The sequence below is a fragment of the Candidatus Kurthia intestinigallinarum genome (genome assembly GCF_003991225.1).
GTDB classification, from domain to species: Bacteria; Bacillota; Bacilli; order Bacillales_A; family Planococcaceae; genus Kurthia; species Kurthia populi.
On sequence record NZ_JTFC01000008.1, the window covers coordinates 24484 to 51075 of the forward strand.

Annotated in this window: 22 protein-coding genes and 1 riboswitch; of the genes, 11 read left to right on the forward strand and 11 right to left on the reverse strand. The window is 40.3% G+C overall.

Annotated features, from left to right (window positions below; translation table 11 throughout):
- Positions 1–49 precede the first annotated feature (49 nt).
- Positions 50–2335 carry a 5-methyltetrahydropteroyltriglutamate--homocysteine S-methyltransferase gene (metE, locus tag QI30_RS02165; RefSeq protein ID WP_304999922.1) on the reverse strand — a complete coding sequence of 762 codons (2286 nt, stop codon included), beginning with the start codon at positions 2333–2335 and terminating at the stop codon, positions 50–52.
- 149 nt (positions 2336–2484) lie between these two features.
- Positions 2485–2662, reverse strand: a riboswitch (cobalamin riboswitch).
- 245 nt (positions 2663–2907) lie between these two features.
- On the opposite strand from metE, the gene QI30_RS02170 reads away from it, so the two are divergent.
- Positions 2908–4044: a SpoIIE family protein phosphatase gene (locus QI30_RS02170; protein ID WP_126989311.1), complete on the forward strand. Its 1137-nt coding sequence runs from the start codon at positions 2908–2910 to the stop codon at positions 4042–4044.
- 138 nt (positions 4045–4182) lie between these two features.
- On the opposite strand, the gene QI30_RS02175 is transcribed toward QI30_RS02170, so the two are convergent.
- The 3 genes from QI30_RS02175 to QI30_RS02185 form a co-directional block, all read right to left on the reverse strand.
- A complete protein-coding gene (locus QI30_RS02175) occupies positions 4183–5010 on the reverse strand; it encodes a CheR family methyltransferase (RefSeq protein ID WP_126989312.1) in 828 nt (275 codons plus the stop codon).
- Complete coding sequence (locus tag QI30_RS02180; protein WP_370323572.1) at positions 5010–7730, reverse strand: ATP-binding protein; 2721 nt, start codon at positions 7728–7730, stop codon at positions 5010–5012. The genes QI30_RS02175 and QI30_RS02180 overlap by 1 nt, the downstream gene beginning before the upstream one ends.
- 121 nt (positions 7731–7851) lie before the next feature.
- Positions 7852–8193, reverse strand: a complete 342-nt coding sequence (locus QI30_RS02185; RefSeq protein ID WP_126989313.1) for a hypothetical protein — start codon at positions 8191–8193, stop codon at positions 7852–7854.
- Between the two features lie 317 nt (positions 8194–8510).
- On the opposite strand from QI30_RS02185, the gene QI30_RS02190 reads away from it, so the two are divergent.
- Positions 8511–10019: a glycine betaine uptake BCCT transporter gene (locus tag QI30_RS02190; protein WP_126989314.1), complete on the forward strand. Its 1509-nt coding sequence runs from the start codon at positions 8511–8513 to the stop codon at positions 10017–10019.
- Positions 10020–10065: 46 nt separating this feature from the next.
- On the opposite strand, the gene QI30_RS02195 is transcribed toward QI30_RS02190, so the two are convergent.
- The 4 genes from QI30_RS02195 to QI30_RS02210 form a co-directional block, all read right to left on the reverse strand.
- Positions 10066–10785, reverse strand: coding sequence for a hypothetical protein (locus QI30_RS02195; protein ID WP_126989315.1), 720 nt, complete (start codon positions 10783–10785; stop codon positions 10066–10068).
- Positions 10786–11393: 608 nt separating this feature from the next.
- Positions 11394–12890 (reverse strand): succinate CoA transferase, encoded by a 1497-nt coding sequence (locus QI30_RS02200; RefSeq protein ID WP_126989316.1) that lies wholly within the window; start codon positions 12888–12890, stop codon positions 11394–11396.
- A 196-nt stretch (positions 12891–13086) separates the two neighbouring features.
- Positions 13087–14031 carry a LysR family transcriptional regulator gene (locus QI30_RS02205; RefSeq protein ID WP_126989317.1) on the reverse strand — a complete coding sequence of 315 codons (945 nt, stop codon included), beginning with the start codon at positions 14029–14031 and terminating at the stop codon, positions 13087–13089.
- A 21-nt stretch (positions 14032–14052) separates the two neighbouring features.
- Positions 14053–14922, reverse strand: a complete 870-nt coding sequence (locus tag QI30_RS02210; RefSeq protein ID WP_126989318.1) for a LysR family transcriptional regulator — start codon at positions 14920–14922, stop codon at positions 14053–14055.
- A gap of 112 nt (positions 14923–15034) precedes the next feature.
- Here QI30_RS02210 and QI30_RS02215 point away from each other — a divergent pair, with 112 nt between their 5' ends.
- The 6 genes from QI30_RS02215 (at position 15035) to QI30_RS02240 (ending at position 21344) form a co-directional block, all read left to right on the forward strand.
- A complete protein-coding gene (locus QI30_RS02215) occupies positions 15035–16216 on the forward strand; it encodes an acetyl-CoA C-acetyltransferase (protein ID WP_126989319.1) in 1182 nt (393 codons plus the stop codon).
- A 116-nt stretch (positions 16217–16332) separates the two neighbouring features.
- The gene (locus QI30_RS02220) at positions 16333–16797 is read left to right on the forward strand and encodes a DinB family protein (protein WP_126989320.1); all 465 of its coding nucleotides are present in this window, start codon (positions 16333–16335) and stop codon (positions 16795–16797) included.
- Between the two features lie 45 nt (positions 16798–16842).
- A complete protein-coding gene (locus QI30_RS02225; RefSeq protein WP_126989321.1) occupies positions 16843–18636 on the forward strand; it encodes a M3 family oligoendopeptidase in 1794 nt (597 codons plus the stop codon).
- A gap of 91 nt (positions 18637–18727) precedes the next feature.
- Positions 18728–19606, forward strand: coding sequence for a DMT family transporter (locus QI30_RS02230; RefSeq protein WP_126989322.1), 879 nt, complete (start codon positions 18728–18730; stop codon positions 19604–19606).
- A gap of 87 nt (positions 19607–19693) precedes the next feature.
- Positions 19694–20914 (forward strand): DUF819 domain-containing protein, encoded by a 1221-nt coding sequence (locus QI30_RS02235; protein ID WP_126989323.1) that lies wholly within the window; start codon positions 19694–19696, stop codon positions 20912–20914.
- Positions 20915–21143: 229 nt separating this feature from the next.
- Complete coding sequence (locus QI30_RS02240) at positions 21144–21344, forward strand: hypothetical protein (RefSeq protein WP_126989324.1); 201 nt, start codon at positions 21144–21146, stop codon at positions 21342–21344.
- On the opposite strand, the gene QI30_RS02245 is transcribed toward QI30_RS02240, so the two are convergent.
- On the reverse strand, positions 21337–21717 hold the full coding sequence (locus QI30_RS02245) for an SLAP domain-containing protein (protein ID WP_126989325.1): 381 nt from the start codon (positions 21715–21717) through the stop codon (positions 21337–21339). The two genes, QI30_RS02240 and QI30_RS02245, sit on opposite strands and share 8 nt — an antisense overlap.
- A 109-nt stretch (positions 21718–21826) precedes the next feature.
- Here QI30_RS02245 and QI30_RS02250 point away from each other — a divergent pair, with 109 nt between their 5' ends.
- Positions 21827–22621: a helix-turn-helix domain-containing protein gene (locus QI30_RS02250; protein ID WP_158620936.1), complete on the forward strand. Its 795-nt coding sequence runs from the start codon at positions 21827–21829 to the stop codon at positions 22619–22621.
- A gap of 119 nt (positions 22622–22740) precedes the next feature.
- On the opposite strand, the gene QI30_RS02255 is transcribed toward QI30_RS02250, so the two are convergent.
- Together QI30_RS02255 and pxpB are read right to left on the reverse strand one after the other, a co-directional pair.
- Positions 22741–23685 (reverse strand): biotin-dependent carboxyltransferase family protein, encoded by a 945-nt coding sequence (locus QI30_RS02255; protein WP_126989327.1) that lies wholly within the window; start codon positions 23683–23685, stop codon positions 22741–22743.
- Complete coding sequence (gene pxpB, locus QI30_RS02260; protein ID WP_186439611.1) at positions 23682–24392, reverse strand: 5-oxoprolinase subunit PxpB; 711 nt, start codon at positions 24390–24392, stop codon at positions 23682–23684. The genes QI30_RS02255 and pxpB overlap by 4 nt, the downstream gene beginning before the upstream one ends.
- A gap of 220 nt (positions 24393–24612) precedes the next feature.
- Between pxpB and QI30_RS02265 the strand changes: the two genes are divergently transcribed.
- Both QI30_RS02265 and QI30_RS02270 read left to right on the forward strand, forming a co-directional pair.
- Positions 24613–25371 (forward strand): LamB/YcsF family protein, encoded by a 759-nt coding sequence (locus tag QI30_RS02265; protein ID WP_126989328.1) that lies wholly within the window; start codon positions 24613–24615, stop codon positions 25369–25371.
- Between the two features lie 17 nt (positions 25372–25388).
- Entirely contained in the window at positions 25389–26591 is a 1203-nt protein-coding gene (locus QI30_RS02270; protein WP_126989329.1) for an NRAMP family divalent metal transporter, read from the forward strand.
- The last annotated feature ends 1 nt before the right edge of the window (position 26592 follow it).

The window sequence follows — 26592 nt, forward strand, 5'->3', positions numbered from 1 at the left end:
TACAAAAAGGAGAAAGCGCTAAACTCGCGCTTTCTCCTTTTTTAGTCGTTTAATTCGTTTGTAATGTTTTTTTGCGTAATGCTTTTGCTGCTTCGACCATATGTTTTAGTGAGGCAACGGTTTCAGGTTCCTGGCGTGTTTTTAGGCCACAGTCTGGGTTGACCCAGAAATGATTTGCTGGAATGACCGCAAGACTTTCTTCTAAAATCGTTGTCATTTCGTCTGCTGATGGGACACGCGGGCTATGGATATCATAAACACCTAAGCCGATACCATACGGATAAGGATTTTCTTTTAGTGAATGAATTAATTCGCCGTGGCTACGTGATGTTTCAAGTGAAATGACATCGGCATCAAGTGCGGTAATTGGGTCAATAAAGTCATTAAACTCACAATAGCACATATGTGTGTGAATTTGTGTCGTAGTATTGACGCTTGACGTGGCAAGCTTGAAGGCATCAATAGCCCAGTTTAAGTAAGCTTGCCAGTTGTCTTGACGCAGCGGTAACCCTTCGCGTAGTGCAGGCTCATCCACTTGGATAATGCGAATGCCCGCTTCCTCTAATGCATGAATTTCTTTTCGAAGTGCTAGGGCAATTTGTGCTGCGACTACATCACGTGGAAGATCATTTCGAACGAATGACCAGTTCAAAATCGTGACAGGCCCAGTTAACATACCTTTCATCCATTTATCGGTATGTTGCTGTGCAAAGACGGTTTCTTTTACAGTCATTGGCGCAAGCCAGTCGACATCACCGTAAATAATTGGCGGTTTAACGCAGCGTGAGCCATACGAGACGACCCATGCAAATTTAGTGAACGCAAAGCCAGCTAATTTTTCACCAAAGTATTCAACCATGTCCGTACGTTCAAATTCACCATGTACAAGAACATCTAAATCAATTTCTTCTTGTAAGGCAATCCAGCGCAATGTTTCAGCATCTAGTTTTGCTTCATATGCCGCGTCGTCTAAATCGCCACGTCGCCAAGCAGCACGCCATGAACGGACTTCTTTTGATTGTGGGAAGCTGCCAATTGTTGTCGTTGGGAATAATGGTAAATGAAGTGCCTGTTGTTGTAATGCAAGACGTTCTGTAAATGGGACGGTACGCTTGAAATCTTTCTCTTCTAACTTAGCAAGTGCTGTAGACACACTTTCATTTTGACGACTTGCATGATTTTTTAATGCTTCAATGCGCTTCATGCTAGCAGATACCGCCGTTGGTGTTGGCCACTCACTGCTTTCGATATAGCCACTTACTTCGACAAGTTCACCTAATTTTTCATCACTGAATGCGAGTGCATCTTTTAGCGTATCGAAGAGCATTGTTTCATTCGCAACGGTCACCGGGCAGTGCTGCAAGCTACAAGAGGGTTGCAGCCAAATAGCTTGTGGCGATACAAGTGTTTGAACAGCTTGTACATCTTGTGCAACTTCCTGTAAATTACTTGCCCAAATATCACGACCATTAACCACGCCAAGTGCTAATGTTTTTTGTGGTGGGAAGCCATGCTGACGAAGCGCAGCTAAATTTTCTTTTTTGCCATGGATTAAATCTAATCCGATACCAGCCACTGGTAAATTCGTGATGCGTTCAAAATCTGTTAACGCTTCGAAATAGGTTGTCAGCATCACTTTTGCTTGTGGCACAGCCTCGACAAGTTGTGTATAAATAACTTCTGCTAAGCGACAATCTTCCTCTGATAGGGCAGTAGTCAAAATCGGCTCCTCTAATTGAATCCACTCTGCTCCAACATCTACAAGTTGCTGTAAAACCTGTGCGTAAAGAGGCAGTAGCTCCAATAAATAGTGGGCAAGTTCTTTATCACGATAGCCTTTCGTTAATTTAGAGAAGGTCATTGGCCCGATTAGTGTTGGTTTCACGTCAATATCAACCGCTTCTTTTGCCTCTAAGAACCAATCTACATAATGATTATGATTTAACTTCAGTGTCGCGCCCTCGTATTCGGGAACGATGTAGTGATAATTAGTATTGAACCATTTTGTCATTTCGCAAGCGACCGTGTCAGTCGTACCACGAGCCATCGCATAATATGTAGTAAGAGAAGGTACATCTTCTAGTGAGCGATAACGAGATGGGATTAAGTTAAAAAGAAATGCAAGATCGAGCATACGGTCATACATCGTAAAATCACCAGATGTTACTTGCGTTAGGCCGAGTTTTTGTTGTTTTTTTAAATGGGTAATGCGTAATTTTTTCCACTCTGCTTGTAATGTATCTTCGCTAATCGCTTGTTTCCAAAATTTTTCTACGAGACGTTTCCATTCGCGGTTTTCTCCGATATACGGGTAACCAATTGTTGTTGTAATCATGTATATTCCTCCTTTGGTGTATTACATAACTCCAAATAAAAAAGCTATTTCAATTAAGAAATAGCGGAAGAATCTATGCATTATTAAAAAAGTCGAATCCTTTTGACCGACCATCGCACAGAACACCGCCCATCTCCACGTGAGCCTTTGGTGTGTACTCAAAACAGGCAGGTCTCCTGACTTATCATCAACATGCTTAAAGCCTTCCCATTTACACAGTGGCGAATTTTTAAGCACTCCGAATTACAGTTGCGGGACAGCGATGGATTCACACCATACTTCCCTTTTAAGCATGTTCTCACATGCACCGGTTTGTAACACGTTATGTAATTGAACAATACTATAGCATATATTTTTCAGAAAATAAAATATATTTTGAAAATGAGCAGAATTTTACTTAAAACCATCTAAAACAATACGAGATGAATTATTTGATGTTATACTGTAAGAAAACATCGCTACACTCAATAATTTATACATAAAACGTAGTGTGCGAAAAACTTAGGTATATAGTATAACGCCAAATAATGGGCTGTTTTTAAATACTTATAGAAGAAATTAGGAGGGATACAATGACGATTCTACTAGTGGATGACAACAAGGTAAATCTATTTGTCATGGAGAAAATTTTAAAAAGTGCTGGGTACGATAATTGTGTATCTCTGACATCGGCTCAGGCACTGTATGATTATTTGAAAATTGATGAACTAAAGTATAAGCCAGATTCAGTGGATCTAATTTTACTAGACATTATGATGCCAGAAATTGATGGTATCGAAGCGTGTCGGACGATTCGTCGTGATGAGCGTTATAAAAATATCCAAATTTTATTTACAACTGCACTTGATGATAAGAAAAAATTATCAGAAGCACTTGGCGCTGGTGGTAATGATTATATTACAAAACCAATTAACAAAACTGAATTACTAGCGCGCATGGATGTGGCGCTCCGTTTAAAACAAGAGCTGGATTGGCATATGATTCATGATGAAAAGATTGAAAATGAATTAAATTTAGCAGCACATGTGCAGCGCAGTTTATTAAGTGAACCTTTTACTGGTGACAAGCTTGCTGTACAAGTGGCGTATAAACCGTCATTTAATTTAGCTGGGGACATGTATTACTGGGAACAAATAGATGAGGATCGCTATGCCGTAATGTTATTTGACATGATGGGGCATGGTATTTCGGCTTCCCTCGTTTGTATGTTTATTTCATCTGCGCTGCGTGATAGTGTGAAGAAACGTGTAAAGCCGGCTGAAGTGATGATCGAATTAAATCGCTATATGTCCTTATTGCATACAGATAAAGAAAAAATTCCATACTACTTTACAGGTGTTTATATGCTAATTAATACGAAGGAAAAAACGATTGAGTATGTCAATGCAGGGCATCCGCACGGCTATGTGTGGCTGAACGAAGAAGAACTTGTACATTTGAACAACAATTCCTGTGCAATTGGCTTTTTCGATGATATTGATGTGAAATCACAAACGATTTCATACGAAAGCTCGGCGCAAATTATTCTGTTTACAGATGGTGTGCTAGAGGCGATGCATCCAGATGAATTTGAAGCGGAGCGACGTATGGATAAGCTTGCTACACAAACATTATCACTTGATAAACCATTACTTGATTATGTTATTCCGCGTGAACAGCAAGAGAATCAACCAGATGATATGTGTATGCTTGTGATCCAGGCAAATTAAAAAGAGGCTTTGACATATGTGTCAGAAAAGCCGCTCCTATGAGCATAAGAAAAACCGGAATCGCGCTGTGGCGCGGTTCCGGTTTTTCGTTGTGAACGCTAAAAAAGGAACATGACATGTTTTGTCCCAGCCTCTTTTTTAGTCATAGATTTTTTGATAAATTTTTTCATTCGTAATCGTTTCTTCAAATTTAGGCATAATATCTGAGAAGCGGAGCGATTCTTTTGCACCGAGGCAAAGGAAGCCACCACGTGATAGACTATCGTGGAAAAGCTTATATACTTTATTTTGAAGTGGTGGTGAAAAATAAATCAATACGTTACGACAAATAATTAAGTGAAATTCATTAAATGATTGATCTGTCACTAAGTTATGCTGTGCAAAACTAATTGATTCAAGAAGCTCCGGTTTTATATACGCAAAATGACTGTCCGTATAATAATATTCAGAGAAAGCTTGGCTACCACCCGCAAGCATATAATTTTTCGTATAGTTTTGCATTTTTTGAATGGGGAACCGGGCAGCCTGCGCACGCTCAAGTACGTCCTCATTCATGTCGGTTGCGTAGAGAGTAGCTTTATCAATCAACCCAAGCTCTGTAAGTAAAATGGCGACGGAAAAAACTTCTTCTCCCGTAGCGCAGCCGGCATGCCAAATACGAATGTCATCTAATTTTTTAAAACGCGGTAAAATGTCTTCGCGTAATGCTCTGAAAAAGCTAGGGTCACGAAACATTTCCGTGACATTAATCGAGAAGTCATTTAATAATTCTTTGCGTATTTTCTCATCATAGATTACTTTTTCCGTTAAACGAGAGATGTTTGGTAAATGCTCGAGTGCTAGACGATTATGCACTCGACGTGTAATAGAGGGGCGATTGTACTCTCTAAAATCATAAGAGGTTAATTGATAAATCGCTTCTAATAAAAGTGCTACCTCTAATTCTTCTGTTGCCGTTGTTTCCATTACATCACCTCAGTAGTTAACCAAACACGTAAAACAGAGAAAAGTTGCTCTAAGTTTAGTGGCTTACTAATATAATCGGTTGCACCTGCAGCAATGCATTTCTCGCGGTCTGATTTCATTGCTTTCGCTGTTAATGCAATAATCGGTAGCTCGATATTCATATCTTCGCGTAAAATTTGCATCGTATCATAACCATCTAGTTCAGGCATCATAATGTCCATTAAAATTACATCGACATGACGGTCCTTCTCAATAAAGTTTAAACATTCACGACCATTGCGTACACTATCTACAATCATGCCATGTTGTTGTAATGTTTTTTCGAGTGCAAAAATATTGCGTTCATCGTCATCAACAATCAACACGCGCTTGTTTTTAAAGAAATTCTCTTCTACAATAGCTGGCATGTCAGTTTGAGTCGCATCAGGTGTTTCTTCTACTGATGGTACTTCAAAGATTGATTCTGCTGGCATCTCGACATTATTCGGTAAGCCCGTTTGTAAGCTAGGAATATAAAGTGTAAATGTACTACCCTCACCCTCCGTACTATCGAGTGTAATAGTACCACCAAGTAGTTGCGCAAATTCTTTACAAATGGATAGACCAAGACCTGTACCACCATATTTACGAACAGTTGCTCCGTCTGCTTGTTGGAAAGATTCAAATATAAGCTCATGTTTTTCTTTTGGAATACCGATACCTGTATCTGTGACAGAAATAGCTAACCACTGTTCAGAAATTCTTTGCTGTTCCTTCGTAAGTGAAGGATTGTAGAGATGGACATTCACAGAGCCATGTTCTGTAAATTTAAAGGCATTTGATAATAAGTTTTTCAAAATTTGCTGGAAGCGTTTATGGTCTGTATGAATAACATCTGCGACATCATCCTCTTTTACAACGTTAAAGACAACATCTTTGTCGTTACTAAAATGTGTAAAGGATTGTTTTAAATAAAGCGGCAATTCATTGATATTGACTTCTTCATAAATCATTTCTAATTTACCAGCCTCAATTTTTGATAAATCTAAAATATCATTAATTAAGTTTAAGAGATCTTTACCAGAAGAATTAATCACACGTGCAAATTCTTCATCTTCTTCTTGATTTTCCGCTTTTGCATTCTCTGCTAGCATTTCAGATAAAATTAAAATACTGTTAAGCGGTGTTCGCAGTTCATGTGACATATTCGCAAGGAATTCAGATTTGTATTTAGAACTTTGAATAAGCTCTTCGGCATTTCGTTCTAAATCAGATTTTGTAATTTCAAGCTCTGCTGTCTTTTCTTCTGCTTCACGCGTACGTTCTTCAAGCTGTTCATTAATATTTGTTAATTCTTCGGTCTGTGCTTGTAGTTCCTCTGATTGTGTTTGCAGTTCTTCCGATTGTGTTTGCAATTCTTCAGTCTGTGCTTGTAGTTCCTCACTCATGGCACGAGATTCATTTAATAATTGAACGACTTCCATACGAGTTAAGACGCTGTTAATCGTTAAACCAAGTGAACTTACGACTTCTTTTAGGAAAATACGATCTAACTTCTCAAAGGCATTAACAGTGGCAAGTTCTAAAATTGCAATCGTTTTTTCTTCAAATGTAATAGGAAGAATGATTACTTCTTTTGGCGGCATATCACCAAGACTCGTTGAAATCATTTGATAGCCTGTCGTATCCGTTAAGTGAATGACACGACGCTCAAGTGCAGCTTGACCTGCAAGACCTTCGCCTAAAGCAATGGTTTCACGGCCAATTTTCGTATAAGAATTTGCAAAAGAGGTCTGCTGCTCAAATATTTTTCCTTCTTTATCATTGCGTACGTAAAGCGAACCATAACTAGCACGCGTAATACGAGCGACTTGCGATAAGAAAATAGAAGTTAATTGTTTGATCGCATCAATGCCTTGGTAATTTTTCACGACTTGTGTGGCATTGCTTCGCACCCATTCGCGGTTTTCTAAGTCATCTAATAAATCATTCGTAGCAACCGCTAGGTCACGTACCTCATCTTTAGTTGTAATTGGAATACGTGAAGTAAATGTCCCTTTTTCTTGTGCAATGTGACGAATAGCAGCGGTTGTACCGGTGATTGTATTTGTAATCGATTTAGAAATAAATGATGAAAAGAAAATTGCAACGATGGCTGCTATAAATAGGAATAGGCCCAACGTAAAGACAATTTTATTGTTTACGTTATCCAGTTTTTTCGCCTCAGATGCTAGGTGAGAAATTTCATCACTACGAATTTTCCCAAGTGTTGCCATGGTTGACTGGATTTCAGAACGCCCTACTTCTTCGCGGTAGAATTTTTTAATACCAGCTTCATCATTGTTTCGTTTTAAATTAATAGAAGGCTCACCCGCTGTTTCAATCCAACGTGTGATATGTGTTTTAACAGAGTCTAGAGATTCTTGCTGGTCTGGGCGTCCCTCCATTAATACATTTAATTCATTCCAATTATCTTCCCAGTTTGCTTTTGCTTCACGATAAGGGTCTAAATAGGAATCCTTACCTGTCACGATGTAACCACGCTGAGATCGGTTCATATTTAATGTGTGATTTTCTAAAGTGCTAAGAAGCGTTTGTACTTTTGCAGTGTTTGTCATTAATTTATTGCGCTCTGTTTGTAGTGTACTGACTTGAAAGCCGACTACAATGACGCCAATAATTAAACAAAGAATCAATGCAATATACCCGCTCGTTATTTTAGAACGGATTTTAAAATTCACGTTATTTCCAACCTTTCTTTCTAAATTGATAAAATATAGCATTTTAAGTGAATCATAGATGACTAAAAAACGCAAGAAAACGTCGCCCTTTCAATGAAAAAGCGACGTGTCCCTCCAGATTTTATTTCATTTTTAATTCAGGTTTATTTTTTTCTTTTAGGCCAGTTTGATTCATACCTGTAAGTGTGTAAGCTTCTTTTACAGTTGCTGTTAATTTACCACGTTTTGTTTGTACGTTAATCCACATAGAGTCAGGGCGTGTATTATTACTCATCGCTTTCTCTTCTAATTCCTCGATGAGGGCTTTAATTTGTTTTTCATCGTCCATTTTTGTTTCAATTGTATATTGTTGCATGCCGCGCACGACGGTATCTTTTACTACTTCATAGTCAGTATCGTTGCCACCACAAGCACTTAATAGTAAAACTGAAGAAAGCGCCATAGCGGATAAAATCTTTTTCATGTGTAAAATCCTCCTTACGAACTTCTTCTATTATAGCACCTCTACATGACGAAATTGTGACCGATTATGACTATTTGAGGACAATCACCGTTTAATTGTTTACTGAAAGGGAAGGCAATAAGAGAGGGAGTTTTAGCGTTTTTTTGATACAAGCCATTTAAACAAAATAAAGGTACAGAATCGATTTAATGCTACATAAAACACTTTTTAACCATTTATAAAATAATTTTCCAATAGTGAAAAAATTTACTATTACTTTTTTTGATGTTACAGTAAAAAAGTATAGTGAGAAAATTTTAAACGAAAAGGAGAAAAAAATGAAGAAATTAGGGATTGTTTTCTGGGTATCTGCAGTGGTTGCAATATTTGCAGCAACAGTAGGATTAATTGCACCAGAAATGTTTGAAACAGTTACTGGAAATATTCAAAGCTTTTTGACGACGTCATTTGGCTGGTATTATTTATTAACCGTTGCCATTATCGTCGCATTCTGTCTATTTTTAATTTTAAGTCCGGTTGGTGGTATTCGCTTAGGAAAGCGTACAGACCGACCAGAATATAGTAATAAATCATGGTTTGCGATGCTATTTAGCGCTGGTATGGGGATTGGTCTTGTATTCTGGGGTGCCGCAGAGCCATTATCACATTTCGCGATTAGTGCACCATCTGCGGAGGAAGGATCTCAACAAGCACTTAAAGATTCGTTTCGTTATACATTCCTTCACTGGGGAATTTCTGCATGGGCAATTTATGGGATTGTAGCCCTTGCCCTTGCTTATTTCCAATTCCGAAAAGGGATGCCGGGCTTACTAAGTTCAACACTTTATCCATTAATCGGCGAACGTGCTAAAGGATGGATGGGGCATACCGTTGATGTTATTGCCGTATTTGCGACGGTTGTCGGTGTAGCAACAACACTTGGTTTTGGTGCTCAACAAATTAACGGCGGTCTATCGTATTTAACATCGATTCCAAATAGCTTTACTGTACAATTTATTATCATTATTATCGTAACGGTACTATTCATGATTTCTGCTTCTACAGGTCTCAACAAAGGGATTCAATTACTGAGTAATGCAAATCTGTATATTGCCTTTGTGCTATTCGTACTCCTGCTTATTTTAGGGCCAACAGTACAAATTATGAATAACTTTACGAACGGCCTTGGTGGCTATTTACAAAACTTCGTACAAATGAGTCTACGTACCTCTCCAGGTGGAGAAGGGCGCGACTGGATTAATAGTTGGACCATTTTCTACTGGGCATGGTGGATGTCTTGGTCTCCATTTGTTGGGATTTTCATCGCGCGTATTTCACGTGGACGTACAATTCGTGAATTTTTAATGGGTGTTATTTTATTACCAACGATTGTTAGTTTATTGTGGTTCGCGGTATTTGGTACATCTGCGATTGATGCATCGAAAAAAAATCCTGGCATTATTGATTTACCGACGGAGCAAGTGCTCTTTGGAGTCTTCGATCAACTTCCATTCGGTATTATTTTATCAATTATTGCGATTATTTTAGTAGCGGTATTCTTTGTGACATCTGCCGATTCAGCAACTTTTGTACTTGGTATGCAGACAACAGGTGGCTCGTTAAATCCATCATTTAAAGTGAAATTAATTTGGGGGATTTTACAAGCGGCCATTGCGACAAGTTTATTATTCTCAGGTGGTTTACAGGCGCTACAAAATGCTGCGATTATTGTTGCCTTCCCATTCTCGATACTCATGCTCATTATGATTTATTCGCTTTATAAAGCATTAATGCACGAACGACGAGAATTAGGCTTATACATTCGTCCGAAAAAACAACAGAAATAATGAAAAAAGGCAGGAAGCGCATAGGCGTTTCCTGCTTTTTTATTCGTTACGGGGCAACTGTTAAATAATGCGCTTTCCATACATCTCTGCGTTCTTCATAACTAGTAGCAGTTAAATCTTCATTATCAAACTGTAGTGTGTAATGATTTGGCGCATGGAAAATAATATTAATTGTCGACCAATTTTCATTATATAGTTCAACCCATTTATCATGGAATTGTATTAAAATTTGTGCGAATGATTTTTCCTTCCATTCGGTCGGTGTGTTGTAGACAACATCATCGCGGTATTCAAGCTCACCCTTTGTATTGTAAAGGCAGTGATGACCAAGCAAGTATGGGTTAGGTTCTGCAATCTCGCGGTAAAGCACACCATGGCCTTGCGTATATTTACGGGCAATGCGTACCGCTTTTTCCTCTAAACGATGTAGCTGTGCAAATTCTCCGAAGACATCTTCAGGAATGGCATTGACTTGTTCTACATCCCAAAGGCCGTCCTCAGGGTGCTTTGTAGCAATTAAAAACACATCACGTTCATTTTCCTCACAGTGTGGTAAAATTTCTTTTTTTAATTTTTCAAGAAGCTCAAAATAGCGTTCATCATGAGCTGGAATAAGTACTTTTTCATTTTCTAAACCGAATGTGACTTTAAGAAAAATAGCAGGATAAATGATTTCCGCATCAATTAATACCTTATTTGCATTTGCGGGTAAATAAGGTGTTACGATTTTTTGGAAACGAATTAAATTTTCAGTGTTTAAACGCATAATTATCACTCCTCTGGCCAATCTATAAGCATCTTTGTATGCTACTTCTATCATATAGTAAATATAGGTAAAATGGTAAGGATATGTATGAAATTACGCAAAAAAAGATGTACAAAAACTGACCCACGAAAGTAAGACAAAGAAAAAGACAGGTTCTTTCAGTTGAATTTGACGGACGCTTTCCTGAGGCATGGCGTAAGCCTTCTCGCTCGCAAGCTCACTTCGGGGTCTTCCACTCATGCTAGGAGTCCTCTAGGAGTCGCCGTCAAATTCTTGTTGTGCCACCTTTTTCCGGTATTCAACTGGGGCTTAACTTTGAAAAAATTCGCGTATGATTATCGTAGTTGATGTATGCTTGAACGGTTTGAACGACAACATCATTTGTCGCACTTTAAGCTATCGAAAGAAGCAACCACCGGGTAATCTAAAAATTAGTGTGAGTGAAGTATGTCCGGATGTCGGGGCTAAGTTATTTTTCATGGAATGTACGATGATGCACAATGGCAAGCGTTTATAAACGCGCATTAAGTTCGGTGAAATTATTTGAAAATCTATAATAAAAACCAGGAGCCACGCAATATGCGGTTCCTGGTTTTTAATGTATAGGATTAGGCCTTTACTTTCTTCTTCGCATTTTTGTATTCAATATGCCAAGAGAAAGCTTCTTCTAAAATATGTGGGGTTTGTGCATTATTCGTTTCTTCTACAGCACGGTTGTAGTAATCCCATAGTTTGTCTTTGAAGTTCGGGTGCGCGCAGTTATCGATAATGGCTTTCACACGCTCTTTTGGCGCCATGCCACGTAAATCTGCAACACCTTGCTCTGTAATGATAACATCAACATCATGCTCGGTGTGATCGACATGCGATACCATTGGCACAATTGATGATACGCTACCAGCTTTTGCAGATGATTTCGTAACAAAAATACCGATACGCGCGTTACGGGCATAGTCACCTGAGCCGCCGATACCGTTCATAATTTGTGTGCCAAATACGTGGGTTGAGTTGACGTTGCCATAAATATCCGCTTCAAGTGCTGTATTAATGCACACAAGACCGAGTCGGCGAATAACTTCTGGATGATTTGAAATTTCTTGTGGACGCAATACAAGCTTATCCGCGTATTTTTCAATATTGTTGTACACCTTATCGCAGTAACGTTCACTTAATGTGATGGATGTACCAGAAGCGATTTTAATTTTACCAGCATCGATTAAATCAAAAACTGCATCTTGCAGTACTTCTGAATATAATTCTAAATCCGTTAAATCAGATTCTAAAAACCCGTTTAATACAGCATTGGCTACTGTACCAACACCAGATTGGATAACCGGTAGCTCATCTACGCGACCTGATGCCACTTCTTCACGTAAAAATTCGATTAAATGGTTGGCCATCACTTGTGTTTCTTCATCTGGCTCAATGATTAATGCAGGCGCATCACGTAGCTCTGAATGCACAATACCAGCAATCTTATCGACATCAACGCGAATGCCTAACTCACCAATACGGTCTGCAGGGTCAACAATTGGAATCGGCTGACGGCGACCTTTACCTGCTTTTTCCGGCACGTAAATATCATGAATACCTTCTAAATCTGGCTGAGCTGTATTGAGCTCGATTAAAATTTTATCCGCATATTGTGCATAGATGGGTGTATTACCGACCGAGTTTGTTGGAATGATAAGACCATCTTCTGTAATAGCCGATGCTTCGATAATGGCGAAATCGATTGGCCCGATGATGCCGTTACGTACAAGCTCTGCATTATGTGATAAATGCATATCTGTATAAAGGGTAATCCCTTCATTGATTGAGTTACGCATTAATTTTTCAGCTTGGTAAGGACCGCGCTTACGAATAATACCCGCTTCTACCATATAATGATCGACTTCTGGACCAAGAGATGCTCCTGTATAAACATCTAATTGAAATGGTTCTTTTTTTGCACGTTCGACAAGCGCTAATGGAATTTCCTTGGCGTCACTTGCACGACCAAAGCCACTCATGCCTACCACCATGCCATCTTTAAACCATGATGCTGCTTCTTCTGCTGAAACGATTTTATCGATAAGTTTTGGTAATCGGATACGTTCTTTCATTAAGTAATTGCCTCCTCGAATAGTGAATGTATAAGTTGGTGTTGCATTCAAAACATGATTTGGATAACTTTTTACAGAAAATCGTGACGCAGTCTAGAAGCTGCGTGCACGTAGCTATAAGATGTTTTAGTTCTAAGTTGTTACAATAAGTATAACTTTTGGAAATAAATGGTCCAACTGATAATTTCTATGATTATTATAGCGAGAAGCTATCATTACTTAGCAAAAGTAATGACATATGATCTTTTGCGACGATTCCTTTCGTACCTAAAAACCGTTCAAACATCGGTAAATATTCTTTTACTGCATAAGGTGGTTTTTCTTTTTTCGGAATAATTAGCACGACTTCTTTCAAAATATCACTATCAATAGGGCGTGCTTCGATATATGGATTACGGAGATGCGAATACAACGAACGTAGCATTACCGTGCTACCAAGGCGCTGCTCTAAAAAATGTAGCATCGCATGGGTGTTCTCTGTTTCAAAAATCGGATAATATTCAAGTCCCTGTTCAGCGAGCGTTTGATTTAATAGGATACGGCTATGATGCGTTTCTGGGAATAATGTTAATGGCTCATCTACAATATCTTTCCATGCCAATACCTCTTTTTGAATGAATGGGTGACTACGATGTGCGACAAAAACAAAGCTTTCATCATATAAAGGGATTTCGACGTAGCTACCATTAATGCGGTTGTCCTCATGATACGAAAAGGCGATATCTACCTCATCATTTTCAAGAAGCGTCGTTACGCGCTCATGTGCGAGCACTTTCGCTGGGGCAGTCGGAAATTGTTCAATATAATGAAGTACACTGAGTGAGATTAAATCGTAAATGGCGCCAGGGTAAGCACCAATTCGTAGCTGTTCATGATCAAAATGGTCGAGTGCCTGTAGCTGTATTTTTGTTTGTTCAAGTGTCGAAAAAATTTGTTGGCACTGGCTATATAAAATTTCACCGGCCTTAGATAAGGTGATTTTTTTGCCGATGCGGTTAAAAAGTAGCGCGCCAACAGTTTGTTCGAGTACTTTAATTTGCTGACTTAATGTTGGCTGTGAAATATGTAAGCGCTGCGCTGCACGGGTAAAGTGTAGCTCTTCACTGAGGACCATAAAATATTCTAGTTGTCTAAGTTCCATAAGGCACTTCCTTCCAAGCGATTAAAACATATCTAAAAATGCGCGCGTCGCATAAGATAAGTAACGTTCTTTTTTTGTAATCATGGCGATTTCCCAAAGATAGGGCTCATCACTATCGATAGCAATCATTTTGACATGCGGGTTGTTATGCTTTTCAAAAATGGATTTTGGTAATACGGCAACACCCATGTCAATTGCGATTAATTCGACCATTAAATCCCACTGTGAGGATTCATAGGCGATATTTGGTTTGAAGCCATTTTTTGCACATAGCTTAATAACCATATCTCGCAGTGTAAAATCGGTTGTGAAGACGATAAATTTTTCATCAGCTAGCTCCGCGATTTTAATACGTTCGCGGTAAGCGAGAGGATGATTATGAGATAAATAAATCATAAATTCATCAACGAAATACGGCTTTACACGGAAATTTCCTTCTGAGAAAGGCTTTACCGTAAAGCCGACATCGATTTTTTCTTCTTCCGCTAATGTCAAAATATGTTTGGCACCAAGCTCGATCAAGCGTAGCGTTACATCTGGAAAAGCGTGGCTAAAGCGCTGTGCAATCGACGGGAAGATGAGGGTTCCGATAACGGGTGGAATTCCTAATACAATTTCCCCTTTTTGTAAATTTTGAAGCTCATTCAGTAAATTAGGCATGTCTTGGAGCGGTTTTAAAGCCATGCGCCCTTGTTCGATAACGATTTTACCGGCATCAGTTAATTCGAGTTTACGTGTTGTGCGATTAAATAATGTGACATTGAGTTCTTCTTCTATTTGCTTCACAACCTTACTTAAATAAGGCTGTGTGACAAACGTTTTTTCAGCTGCCTTTGTGAAGCTTCCTTGCTCCGCAACAGCTAAAAATAATTCGATTGCACGTAAGTCCATTTTTGCACCTCCAAATATTTATAACCAATAGTAATAAAAAATATTCTTTATATGAATTTTACTAATAATTTAGAAGAATGTAAAATTTAGTAAGATAGGAAGGGGAGAGAGTATGAGAAATGTTGTAATTGTTGAAGCCGTTCGTACGGCAATTGGTAGCTTTAATGGCACATTACAAAATACAGCAGCGACGGATTTGGGCGCTGTTGTTGTGAAAGAAGTGCTAGAGCGTGCAAATGTTGCACCGGAGACGGTTGATGAAGTAGTATTAGGAAATATTTTGCAGGCTGGTCTCGGTCAGGGTCCTGCACGTCAGGCTGCAGTCAATGCAGGTGTGCCATATGAAGTACCATCAACAACAATTAATAAACTTTGTGGTTCAGGTTTAACAGCAGTACATTTAGCCGCGCAGGCGATTCAGCTTGGGGAAGCTGATATTGTCGTTGCGGGTGGTATGGAAAATATGACACAAGCGCCATATATTCTGCCACAGGCGCGTCAGGGATACCGTATGGGCGACGGTAAACTGATTGATACAATGTTACATGATGGCTTGACTGATGCTTTCCATCACTATCATATGGGGATTACAGCAGAGAATTTAGCAGAGAAATACAACATTACACGTGAAGAGCAAGATGCATTCGCGGCACAAAGTCAGCAAAAAACAGAAGCAGCTCAAAAGGCGGGGCGCTTCAATGATGAGATTGTGTCAGTTGAAGTCAAATCACGTAAAGAAACAATCACTTTCGACCGAGATGAATTTCCGCGTGCAGGCGTCGTAGCAGAGAAATTAGCTAGTATGCGTCCTGCATTTAAAAAAGATGGGACCGTTACAGCAGCAAATGCTTCAGGGATTAATGACGGAGCGGCAGCGCTTCTATTAATGTCAGAGGACAAAGCCAACGAGCTAGGCTTAAAGCCATATGCACGTATTGTAAGTAACGCTGTTGCGGGTGTAGACCCTGCAATCATGGGGATTGGGCCTGTACCTGCAACGAAAAAAGCACTTGAAAAAGCAAATTTAACAATCGATGATATCGATTTAATTGAAGCAAACGAGGCATTTGCTGCGCAGTCACTGGCTGTAGCGAAGGAGCTTGCTTTTGACATGAGTAAGGTAAATGTCAACGGCGGTGCAATCGCACTGGGGCATCCAGTTGGTGCAAGCGGTGCGCGTATTTTAGTAACGCTTCTGCATGAGATGAAAAAACGCGACGATGTAAAATATGGCTTGGCAACGCTTTGTGTAGGTGGCGGCCAAGGGGTATCAACAATCGTTGAAAAGCTATAGCATTTAGGCGATAACATGGGACTAATTTTGATAGACACAGCGTGTGGGAGCGCTGTGTTTTTTTGCGTGTAATGATTTTATGGAAGGGAATAGAGTGCTAGAAAGTAGGTGTCATAATGAAGCATTTTTTTGAATATAATTGGCAAAAGCGAGAAGAGTGGTTTGACTGGTGTGAAAAGCTTTCAGAGGAACAGTTATGGCAGGAACGTGTAGGTGGTGTCGGGAGCATTGGCGAGACATTACTGCATATCGTAGGTGTAGAATATAGCTGGATTTGCGATATTTTAGAGAAGACAGATGAGGCGGTACCGAGGCATTCACTCGCAGGGATTCGCACCTTGTCTAATGAGCTACGTCCAGAAATTGTAGCATTTCTAACGACGAAGTATGACCCACAAAAAATCGTAGTTGACCACGGTGATCGGCATACGATTGATGCCATTTTGCATCATATTATTATTCATGAAATTCATCATATCGGGCAGCTTTCTGTCTGGGCGCGCGAGCTTCATCTAGCGCCTATTTCCGCAAATTATGTCCGTGAACACTTCCCATCACTTGAAAAATATTTCGAAAAGTGAAATAATTCGATTAAGTAATGCACTATTCAGTTAATTATAGGGGGAATGAATATGACAACGTATTCAGAAACATGGGATTTAAATGCGTTTTACGAAGGCGGTACGAGTGACTCAGCGGCTTTTTTAGCGCATATTGCGGAAGTACCGACATTGATTGAAGCATATAAGGAAGCGGTAGAGGCAGCAATTGCACAGCCATCATCTGCTACAATTGCAACCGCGCTTGATGTGCAAACAACGACCGTGCTTAATTTACAAAAAATTGGCGTTATGCTGTCTTGCTTAACAGCACAAAATACAAAGGACGAAGCAGCTCAAGTCATTCAAAGTAATATGCGTACACAATATGCCGCATTATCGGATGTGCGTAATCGCTTTGATAAATTAATTGAAGAACTAGATGATGCGACATTTCATGACATTATTACGAGTGAAGCACTAGCGCCTTTTGAATTTATTTTAACGGAGACACGTAATCAAACGAAACTACTACTGTCAGAAGCAGAGGAATCCATCATTACGAGTTTACGCGCAGATGGTGACCAGGCTTGGAGTAGCTTATACGATTTATTAATTGCAGATACGAAAATTCGTGTAACGGTTGATGGCGAGGAAAAAGTATTATCCGTTGGTCAGGCGAATAATTTACGCAATCATGAAAGTGCGACTGTACGCGCAGATGTCGATGCCGCGATTGAAGCGGCATTTACTGAGCGAGAAGCCTTTTTTGCGCATACATTAAATCATTTAGCAGGCTTCCGTTTAACAACGTATAAAAAACGTGGCTGGGAGGATGTTTTAGAAGAGCCACTGCGCATTAATCGTATGAAGCGTGAAACATTGGATGCGATGTGGGGGGCGATTGCGAAAACGCGTGAGCCTTTCGTCAATTACTTACAGCGGAAAGCAACTATTTTAGGGAAAGAGGCCATGACTTGGGCTGATTTAGATGCACCGATTAGCGCATCGACAACAGCGTTAAGCTTTAATGAAGGCGCCGAATTTATTTTACAGCATTTCGCGAAATTTGGACCAAAGCTTGAGGCTTTCGCGCGTCAGGCATTTGAAAATTCATGGATTGAGGCAGAGGACCGCGATAATAAACGACCTGGTGGCTTTTGTACGACGACGAAGCTTGACAATGCATCTCGTATTTTCATGACCTATGCGGGCACGATGAACAATGTATCAACGCTTGCCCATGAGCTAGGCCATGCGTTCCACTCGTATGCACTGCGTGATGTTCACCCACTCAATTCAGGCTATGCAATGAATGTCGCAGAAACAGCCTCTACATTTGCTGAAATGATTATTGCGGATGCAGCGGTGCAAGAGGCGACAAATGCGGATGAGCGACTTGCGCTATTAGAGGATAAAGTCCAGCGCTCTGTAGCAATGTTTATGAATATCTATGCAAGATTCACTTTTGAAACCCGCTTTTACGAGGAACGTAAAAATGGTGTTGTGCCGGCCGCACGTTTAAATGAATTAATGAGTGAAGCACAGCAGGAAACATATGGTGGTGCACTTGAAACAACGCATCCGCATTTCTGGGCATCGAAGCTTCACTTCTATATTACAGGTGTACCGTTTTATAATTTCCCGTACACATTTGGCTACTTATTCTCACTAAGCATTTACGCGAAAGCAAAGGAAATCGGTACGGATTTTGAAGAGCGCTACATGGCCTTACTACGTGATACAGGGTCAATGAATGTGGAGGACCTTGTGATGAAGCATTTAGGCGAAGATATTACACAGGAGGCTTTTTGGTTAAAAGGAGTGCACTTAGCGGCACAGGATGCGGAAGAATTTCTGACATTGACTGAAAAAGCGTAAATTAACGGATCTTTTCTATGGGAATATATTCACAAAAATGCATAAATCGAGTATGATGAGGTGAATGTATACATAGAGAGAAGGCTTACGCATGGGAAAGTATAAAGGCGAGCTGCTCCTTGTGATTACCGCATTAATGTGGGGGAGCGGCTTTGTAGGCATGGCAGTCGGCCTAGAATATTGGACTGTCTTTCAGCTAATGGGACTACGCTTTACACTTGCAACGGTGTTACTATGCTTAATTTTCCATAAAAAACTACGGTTGATTAATAAAGCTGTGCTATGGAAGGGTGCTGTGCTTGGTGTCATTTTATTCGCTGCATTTGCGGTGCAAACGTATGGGTTACTCTATACAACACCTGCAAAAAATGCATTTTTAACCGCCATCAATGTACTGATTGTACCAGTGCTTGCCTATTTAATTTATAAACGACGCTTTGATCGCTATGAGGTAATTGCGGCAATCTTAGCTCTTGTCGGCATCGGCTTCTTATCTTTAACAAGTTCATTCACGATGAATGTCGGTGATATTTTATCAATCTTATGTGCGGTGCTATTTGCATTCGACATTTTTTATACGAATGTTTTTGTGAAAAAAGAGGATGCACTTGCGCTCACAATTGTGCAGTTTATGACAGCATCGGTGTTAGGCATTGTGATGATGATTATACTCGGTGAAGTGCCAACGGTTGTTGAACCAACTGGGCTTTATATTATTATTTATTTAGCAGTATTTTGTACATGTGTCGCCTATGTGTGTCAAAATATCGGTATGCAATATGCGAATCCTACAAAGTCAGCTATTATTTTATCAATGGAGTCGTTGTTCGGCACATTATTCTCGGTATGGCTTTTAAATGAGTTATTAACAGGCCGTATGATTTTCGGCTGTTTCTTAATTTTAATCGCGGTATTATTTGCCGAGCTTAAACCGAAGTTTGGCCTCGCGCATATGAAACAAAAAATTTAATGACGATACGAGCATTTCTAACTAGGAGATGCTCGTTTTGTTTTTTTCGAAACCTTTGCGGGTAAGAAAAAAAGGGGAGGGATACATATGAAGGAAACATGGATTGCGGCAGATGATACGCTCGTATTATGGGGCATTATTATTATTGTCGCATCAATTAGTATTGTATTAGAGCAACGTTTTAAATGGGCCTCACGTATTTCAGGGGCCATAATCGCGCTTGTTATTGCGATTATTTTGTCCAATACTGGCATTATTCCGACTGAATCTAGCGTATACGATGCGGTTTGGTCAGTCATTGTGCCACTAGCGATTCCATTATTACTGTTTCAAATTAATTTAAAAAAGCTTTTTCGTGAAAGTGGCCGGCTCTTACTGATTTTCTTAATCAGCTCGATTGGTACAGTAGCAGGAACAACGATTGCCTTCTTTATGCTGAAAGATCACATTCCAATGCTTGATAAGATGGCGGCGATGTTTAGCGCGAGCTATATCGGCGGTGGGGTCAACTTTGCGGCAATGGCAGCGAAGTTTGAAACACCAGGTGAGCTTGTTTCTGCATCCGTTGTTGCGGATAATTTGACGATGGCCGTTTTATTTGTCGTATTGATCATTATTCCGACGATGAATTTTTTCCGTAAACGCTATAAGACGCCACATATTGATGAGGTGGAAAGTCGCGCGGGGAAGAATGAAAACTTAGCCAAGTCATACTGGAAGCCGAAATCGATTTCATTATTGGACATTGCGCTTGCTGTCGGGCTTGCCTTTACGATTGTGTTAGTTGCGAAGAAATTATCGGAATACTTTGATAAAGTGATTCCATCTGGGGATAATGTTAGCTTCTTTTGGAATTTAGCGAATGGTCTTTTTGGTGATATGTACTTGATGCTGACGACGTTAACGTTCCTAGCATTGCTATTATTCCCACACTTTTTTGAGCGTCTTCAAGGAAGTCAGGAAATTGGCACGTATTTAATTCATATTTTCTTCGTTGTCATTGGGATTCCAGCGTCCATTCCGCTTATTTTACAGGAAGCACCATTATTATTCGTCTTTGCGGTGACGATTGTGATTGTTAATGTGACGATTTCACTCGTATTTGGTAAACTACTACGTTTTGATTTAGAAGAAATTATGTTGGCGATTAATGCAAATGCAGGGGGACCGACAACAGCCGCTGCACTGGCGATTGCGAAGGGCTGGCAAAATCTTGTTGGCCCGATTTTAATTGTCGGCACATTTGGTTATATTATTGGGAATTATGTTGGCACCGTCATGGGACTGTGGCTTGGGTCCTTTTTATAAATGGGGGAAACAGGGATTACTTCATGGGTAGTCCTTGTTTTTTTATTTTTTAAAATATAATAGAATTTTAATGGGTTTATATTTACCTAAGTAGTGTAATTATAATGGTATAAATACATACTGGAGGGAGATGCAAACATGAATGAATTTTTGGATAGTTTAGACCGTTTAATTCAGTTAGAAGAAGCACAGCCACAAATCCTCTGAATCAATAAAAAAACGCCAGCGCGTGATTGAGGCTGGGCGTCTTGTCTTATTAGAATCTGATATGCAGTCCATTCACTTTTTATCGGTTGAAATGGTTGCGAAGTATGAAGAATTAAAAGCAGCTTATATTGAATCGCTCAATAGCTTCTCTTATGAAGAGGTGTATCAAAGGTCAAATCATATACTAGCCTTTCATCATTTTCAATCTCAAAAAATCATTTGATTTGGTGCACATTTGTCCATGATAACGTACCACCTGCATAGCTATCACATCGTACATAACTTCCTTTTGGAAATAAAAATGTCCACGGCATACTCGTATGTGGTGGTATTTTTAATTGCGGCAGCGTAAAAAGAGCCGTCGCAATGTGCTGTCCATCAAGCTCATAATCAAGGGATGTTTGATCGAAAACGAGTGTTTTCTCACTGTGATTATGAATAAGCACACTAATAAGGAGTGTTTCCTGGTGATTAACCGCTTCTCGAATAGCTGTAAAATTTTCGCTTTTTTTTGCGTGAAGAAATAATTGTTCGATTCGCGTCCTATCAACGCTTGCGAGCGCTTTATCCCAAGATTTCTCGTACTGTAACTGCATAGAATTCACCTCTATTTTTAAGTTTATCATAAAATGAACTTTACAAATGCCTTATTTATTTGTAAGATTTAACTGATAATGATTATCAATTGAGAAAGAAGTGATGATAATGAAAACAGAAGAAGTCATGTCTTACTATGCACATACAAAAATTGAATTTAATGATATGTTTACACACCGCGTCCCTGCAACGATTAATGGGATGGTTCACCACAGTTCAACAGGATGCTGTAGCTTTGTGTTCCCACTTTCGGGTCAGGGGTATTTTACTTTTGATAATGTGCGCTATAAATTAATGCCAGGTATGGTGCTCCATATTAATAATACGGCTGATATCGATATGAAGCCGATCGGTAGCGAGGGCTGTCATTATGCGGTAATTTACTATGATGTCGAAGAAACGGTTATTGCGCATGATCCATTTGTCATTTCAATCGATGATTACACTACTTGTCAACGTGCGGTTGAGCAAATGATGAAGGCATTTACGACACCAGGGAATATTTCACGTGTACAAACAAAGGCGTACTTTATGCAATTTATTAGTGAAATGCTTGTCGCACACCAGCGCAGCAAGCATGTAGATCGTGAGGATGCGATGAGTGAGGCATTAGCCTTTATGCGCCAGTATTATCAATCTGGCTTAACGGTGACGGAAGTAGCGGAGCGCTTTAATATTGAACGTCGTCGTTTTGCGCATTTATTTGAACGTTATACAGGCATTAATCCAAGTAATTATTTGATTGAACTACGCATTCAGCATGCCAAAGAATTAATGCGTGCTACAGATGAAACAATCGCATCTATTGCTGAAAAGGTTGGCTATGACGATCCATTTTATTTCAGCCGTATTTTCAAAAAATATACAGGGAAAGCGCCGACTGCCTATCGTCAGTGTCTATAAGCGCAAAAGTCTATTTTTTTAAGCTACAATGAGAATGCTTTTCATTTGGAATTACATAGGTTGATGCTTTAGGCATCACCAACAAAAAAGCCGAAATCTATTAGGATTTCGGCTTTTGCTTATAGCTGCTGTAAACGTACAGCTTGCGCTAATTTTCGTAAATACTGCGTTTGTTCATTTAATAAGGCATAGCTCTCTGTGAGTGTCACGCATTCAAATTGGATGCTGTCGCCTGGCTTCATTTGGGCGAATACATGTAAATCACTCGTGATAACTTGTGCGATTCTTGGATAGCCGCCGGTCGTTTGACGGTCAGCTAATAATACCGTGGGCTGTGCATCATTTGATACTTGAATGGTGCCAAATAACACCGCATCTGATAACAGTTCCTCTGCTGAAACACGCTGCAGGGGGGTACCCTTTAGACGGTAGCCCATGCGGTCAGCTGCCGCCGTAATGTCATATCGTGTTGTTAAGAATTGCTGCTGACTATCGGCGGTAAACTGTGCCCACTCAGGACCGGCTGTTACATGCACGGTCCAGTTCTTCTTTGCATAATGTGGTGGTTCTGCCTGCCATTTTACTTGCTGTGCTGTATGTTTGTAGACGGTAAGCGCATCACCTTTTTTAAGTGCACGTCCTTTGTAACCTCCAATACCTGCCCGTAAATATGTGCTTTTTGAGTTCATAATAGCTGGTACATCGATGCCGCCGCGAAAGGCAATATAGTTGCGACAGCCGCTAAGTAATGGCCCAAGCTGTACGGTATCGCCGGCCTTGAGTGCGACAGGTCGGTAGCTTTGAAGCGGGTCTCTACCGTTAATGGTTCCTTGAATGGCTGCGCCTGTCATCGCCATGACACAGTCATCGTCCGTCTTAAAACGTAGTCCACCCATCGTCACCTCAAGGACAGCCTCATCCTGTGCGTTGCCCACTAAAATATTCGCTGTTTGAAGTGCTAACGTATCCATGGCACCACTGACAATGACGCCATACTGTTGAAAGCCCTGACGCCCGATATCTTGAATGGTCGTCAGCATGCCTGGTTTTTCAATGTGAATCATGCCATCATCTCCTCAAAATCTGCCGCTGAAATGGGCACGAATCGAATCATTGCACCCGCTTCGAGTAAAGTTGGCGGCATTTTTTCAGGCTGGAATAAAGCAAGTGGTGTCCGCCCGATAATCTGCCAGCCCCCGGGTGTTTCGATCGGATAAATTCCTGTCTGACTACCTGCGATGCCAACAGAACCTGCCTCGATTTTTAAACGAGGGCTCTTTTTCCGTGGCGTCGCAATGGTTTCATCAAGTCCACCTAAATAAGGAAAGCCTGGTGCAAAACCGAGCATATAAATTAAATAATGCGGTGTACTATGACGTTTAATCACTTCTTTGACCGAGAGCTGATGATAACTAGCCACTTCCTCTAAATCAGGCCCGTATTCTCCGCCATAGCATACTGGTATATCAATGATTTTTGTAGTTGCCGCTGAAGTGGCCGCATCGACTGATACACAAGCTGTTAATGTCTCAATGACTGCCTGAGCAGGATTTTTAATACCTTGTGTTAGTAAATAAATGGCGTCATAGAGCACCGTTAGTGTTGTATAAGCAGGAATCATTTCTTGAATGTATGGGATGTTTTGCGCGTCAATTTGCGCCATGGCCTGCGTAATCTGTCGTTGTGTAACGTCCGATACACTTGTGCCAAACTGCATACGAATGGCCATCTCCCCAAATGGCATCCACTCAATTGCTTGCGTATTATGCATCACGTTGTCCCTCCAAATACCATTTTTCGGAATTGAAATTCTGAATATAGGAATAATTATAACGAAAACTAGGATAAATTCAATAAATTATCAGAAAAAAAATACAATTCGCAACTTTACATTAAATAGTTGATTGTGATAATATTCGGAATATAAGTTCCTAAATACGGAATTTAAAAACTGAATTATGGTTTTTAAAATAGCAATAAGGGGTGATTTGATGTATCAAATTGATTTAAATTGTGATCTCGGAGAAAGTTTTGGTGCGTATACACTTGGCAATGATGCGGCCATTCTCGATTATGTGACATCTGCTAATATTGCCTGTGGCTTTCATGCGGGTGATCCAACTGTTATGAAAAAAACGGTTGAGCTTGCGCTTGAGAAAGAGGTTAAAATTGGCGCCCATCCAGGATTGCCAGATTTAGTTGGCTTTGGTCGCCGTAATATGGCGATTGCACCAGAAGATGCGAAAAATATTGTCATCTATCAGCTTGGGGCACTGCAGGCATTTACGAAGGCTTTAGGGGGACAAGTCGAGCATGTGAAGCCACACGGGGCACTGTATAATATGGCCGCAAAAGATGCACGGCTTGCTGAGGCCATTGCAGAAGCGGTGTATGCTGTTGATCCATCGCTTGTCTTGTATGGCTTAGCAGGGAGCGAGCTTATTACAGCAGGTAAGCGCATTGGTCTTCAAACAGCAAATGAAGTATTTGCTGACCGTACATATCAGCAAGATGGTAGTCTGACACCACGTACACAGCCTCATGCGATGATTGAAACGGATGAGGAAGCGGTACGCCAGGTGATGATAATGGTCAAAGAGGGACATGTTCAAACACAGCAGCAAACGAATTTTGCACTTGATGCGCATACGGTGTGTATCCACGGGGACGGTGCACATGCACTGACTTTTGCAAAATACATCCATGAAACATTAACAAACAACCAAATAGACGTTACGGCGTATCGTTAGACTTAGGGGGAACCACAATGGGAGAAAAAGTCACACAAAAAGCGAGCCGTAGCGTCCTGCTCGGTGCCGCATTCTTAATGGCCACTTCATCAATTGGGCCAGGATTTTTAACACAAACAACTGTTTTTACAGAGCAGTTACTCGCAAGCTTTGGATTCGTTATTTTAGTATCTGTCTTACTCGATATTTTCGCGCAGATGAATGTTTGGCGCATTATCGTCGTTTCAGGCCTACGCGGACAAGAAATTGCGAATAAAGTATTGCCAGGGCTAGGAATTGTTTTAGCAGTGCTAATCGTATTTGGCGGTCTAGCATTTAATATAGGGAATGTCGCCGGTGCAGGGCTTGGCTTAAATGCGATGCTTGGCATGGATACGGTGACGGGGGCCATTTTAAGTGCCATTTTTGCCATCGTTATTTTCTTATTTAAAGAAGCAAGTAAAGTAATGGACCGCGCTGCACAAATTGCCGGTGCTGTCATGATTTTCTTAATGTTTTATGTGGCTGTTTCAACACATCCACCTGTTGGCGAAGCGATTGTGCGTACGTTCGCACCAACGGATATTAGCATTTTAGCAATTGTTACACTTGTTGGTGGTACAGTCGGTGGGTATATTACGTTCGCAGGTGGTCACCGCCTACTCGATGCGGGTCTTAAAGGAGTCGAAGCGATTCCAGAGGTCAATAAAAGCTCGATTACAGGGATTATAGTGACAGCAGTTATGCGTATTGCTTTATTCCTAGCAGTATTAGGGGTTGTATCACAAGGACTTAAACTTGATGCCGCAAACCCAGCCGCTTCTGTATTCCAATTAGCATTAGGTGATATTGGGTACCGTATTTTCGGTGTGATTATGTGGGCTGCCGCTGTAACGTCAGTTGTAGGTGCCGCTTATACATCTGTTTCCTTCATTAAAACCTTCCATAAAAATATTGCGAAGTATGAAAACTGGATCATTATCGCGTTCATTGCTATCTCAACATTGATTTTCGCATTGATTGGCAAACCCGTAAATGTTCTTGTATTAGCAGGCGCATTAAACGGCTTAATTTTACCATTAGCACTAGGGACATTATTAATTGCGGTATACAAAAAAGATGTTGTCGGCAGCTACAAGCATCCGATATGGTTAACGATTACAGGTGCCTTTGTGGTTGTCGTGATGGGTGTTCTTGGCATTATGACATTAATTGAACAAATCGGTATTTTAGTAGGCTAGG

Coding starts and splice junctions, on each gene's coding strand:
- QI30_RS02225 (WP_126989321.1), top strand. CDS start 16,843: ATGAATATGACAACGTATTCAGAAACATGGGATTTAAATGCGTTTTAC.
- QI30_RS02245 (WP_126989325.1), bottom strand. CDS start 21,717: ATGCAGTTACAGTACGAGAAATCTTGGGATAAAGCGCTCGCAAGCGTT.
- QI30_RS02270 (WP_126989329.1), top strand. CDS start 25,389: ATGGGAGAAAAAGTCACACAAAAAGCGAGCCGTAGCGTCCTGCTCGGT.
- QI30_RS02215 (WP_126989319.1), top strand. CDS start 15,035: ATGAGAAATGTTGTAATTGTTGAAGCCGTTCGTACGGCAATTGGTAGC.
- QI30_RS02230 (WP_126989322.1), top strand. CDS start 18,728: ATGGGAAAGTATAAAGGCGAGCTGCTCCTTGTGATTACCGCATTAATG.
- QI30_RS02250 (WP_158620936.1), top strand. CDS start 21,827: ATGAAAACAGAAGAAGTCATGTCTTACTATGCACATACAAAAATTGAA.
- QI30_RS02205 (WP_126989317.1), bottom strand. CDS start 14,031: ATGGAACTTAGACAACTAGAATATTTTATGGTCCTCAGTGAAGAGCTA.
- QI30_RS02175 (WP_126989312.1), bottom strand. CDS start 5,010: ATGGAAACAACGGCAACAGAAGAATTAGAGGTAGCACTTTTATTAGAA.
- QI30_RS02235 (WP_126989323.1), top strand. CDS start 19,694: ATGAAGGAAACATGGATTGCGGCAGATGATACGCTCGTATTATGGGGC.
- QI30_RS02195 (WP_126989315.1), bottom strand. CDS start 10,785: ATGCGTTTAAACACTGAAAATTTAATTCGTTTCCAAAAAATCGTAACA.
- metE (WP_304999922.1), bottom strand. CDS start 2,335: ATGATTACAACAACAATTGGTTACCCGTATATCGGAGAAAACCGCGAA.
- QI30_RS02255 (WP_126989327.1), bottom strand. CDS start 23,685: ATGATTCACATTGAAAAACCAGGCATGCTGACGACCATTCAAGATATC.
- QI30_RS02190 (WP_126989314.1), top strand. CDS start 8,511: ATGAAGAAATTAGGGATTGTTTTCTGGGTATCTGCAGTGGTTGCAATA.
- pxpB (WP_186439611.1), bottom strand. CDS start 24,392: ATGCATAATACGCAAGCAATTGAGTGGATGCCATTTGGGGAGATGGCC.
- QI30_RS02220 (WP_126989320.1), top strand. CDS start 16,333: ATGAAGCATTTTTTTGAATATAATTGGCAAAAGCGAGAAGAGTGGTTT.
- QI30_RS02265 (WP_126989328.1), top strand. CDS start 24,613: ATGTATCAAATTGATTTAAATTGTGATCTCGGAGAAAGTTTTGGTGCG.
- QI30_RS02200 (WP_126989316.1), bottom strand. CDS start 12,890: ATGAAAGAACGTATCCGATTACCAAAACTTATCGATAAAATCGTTTCA.
- QI30_RS02210 (WP_126989318.1), bottom strand. CDS start 14,922: ATGGACTTACGTGCAATCGAATTATTTTTAGCTGTTGCGGAGCAAGGA.
- QI30_RS02170 (WP_126989311.1), top strand. CDS start 2,908: ATGACGATTCTACTAGTGGATGACAACAAGGTAAATCTATTTGTCATG.
- QI30_RS02185 (WP_126989313.1), bottom strand. CDS start 8,193: ATGAAAAAGATTTTATCCGCTATGGCGCTTTCTTCAGTTTTACTATTA.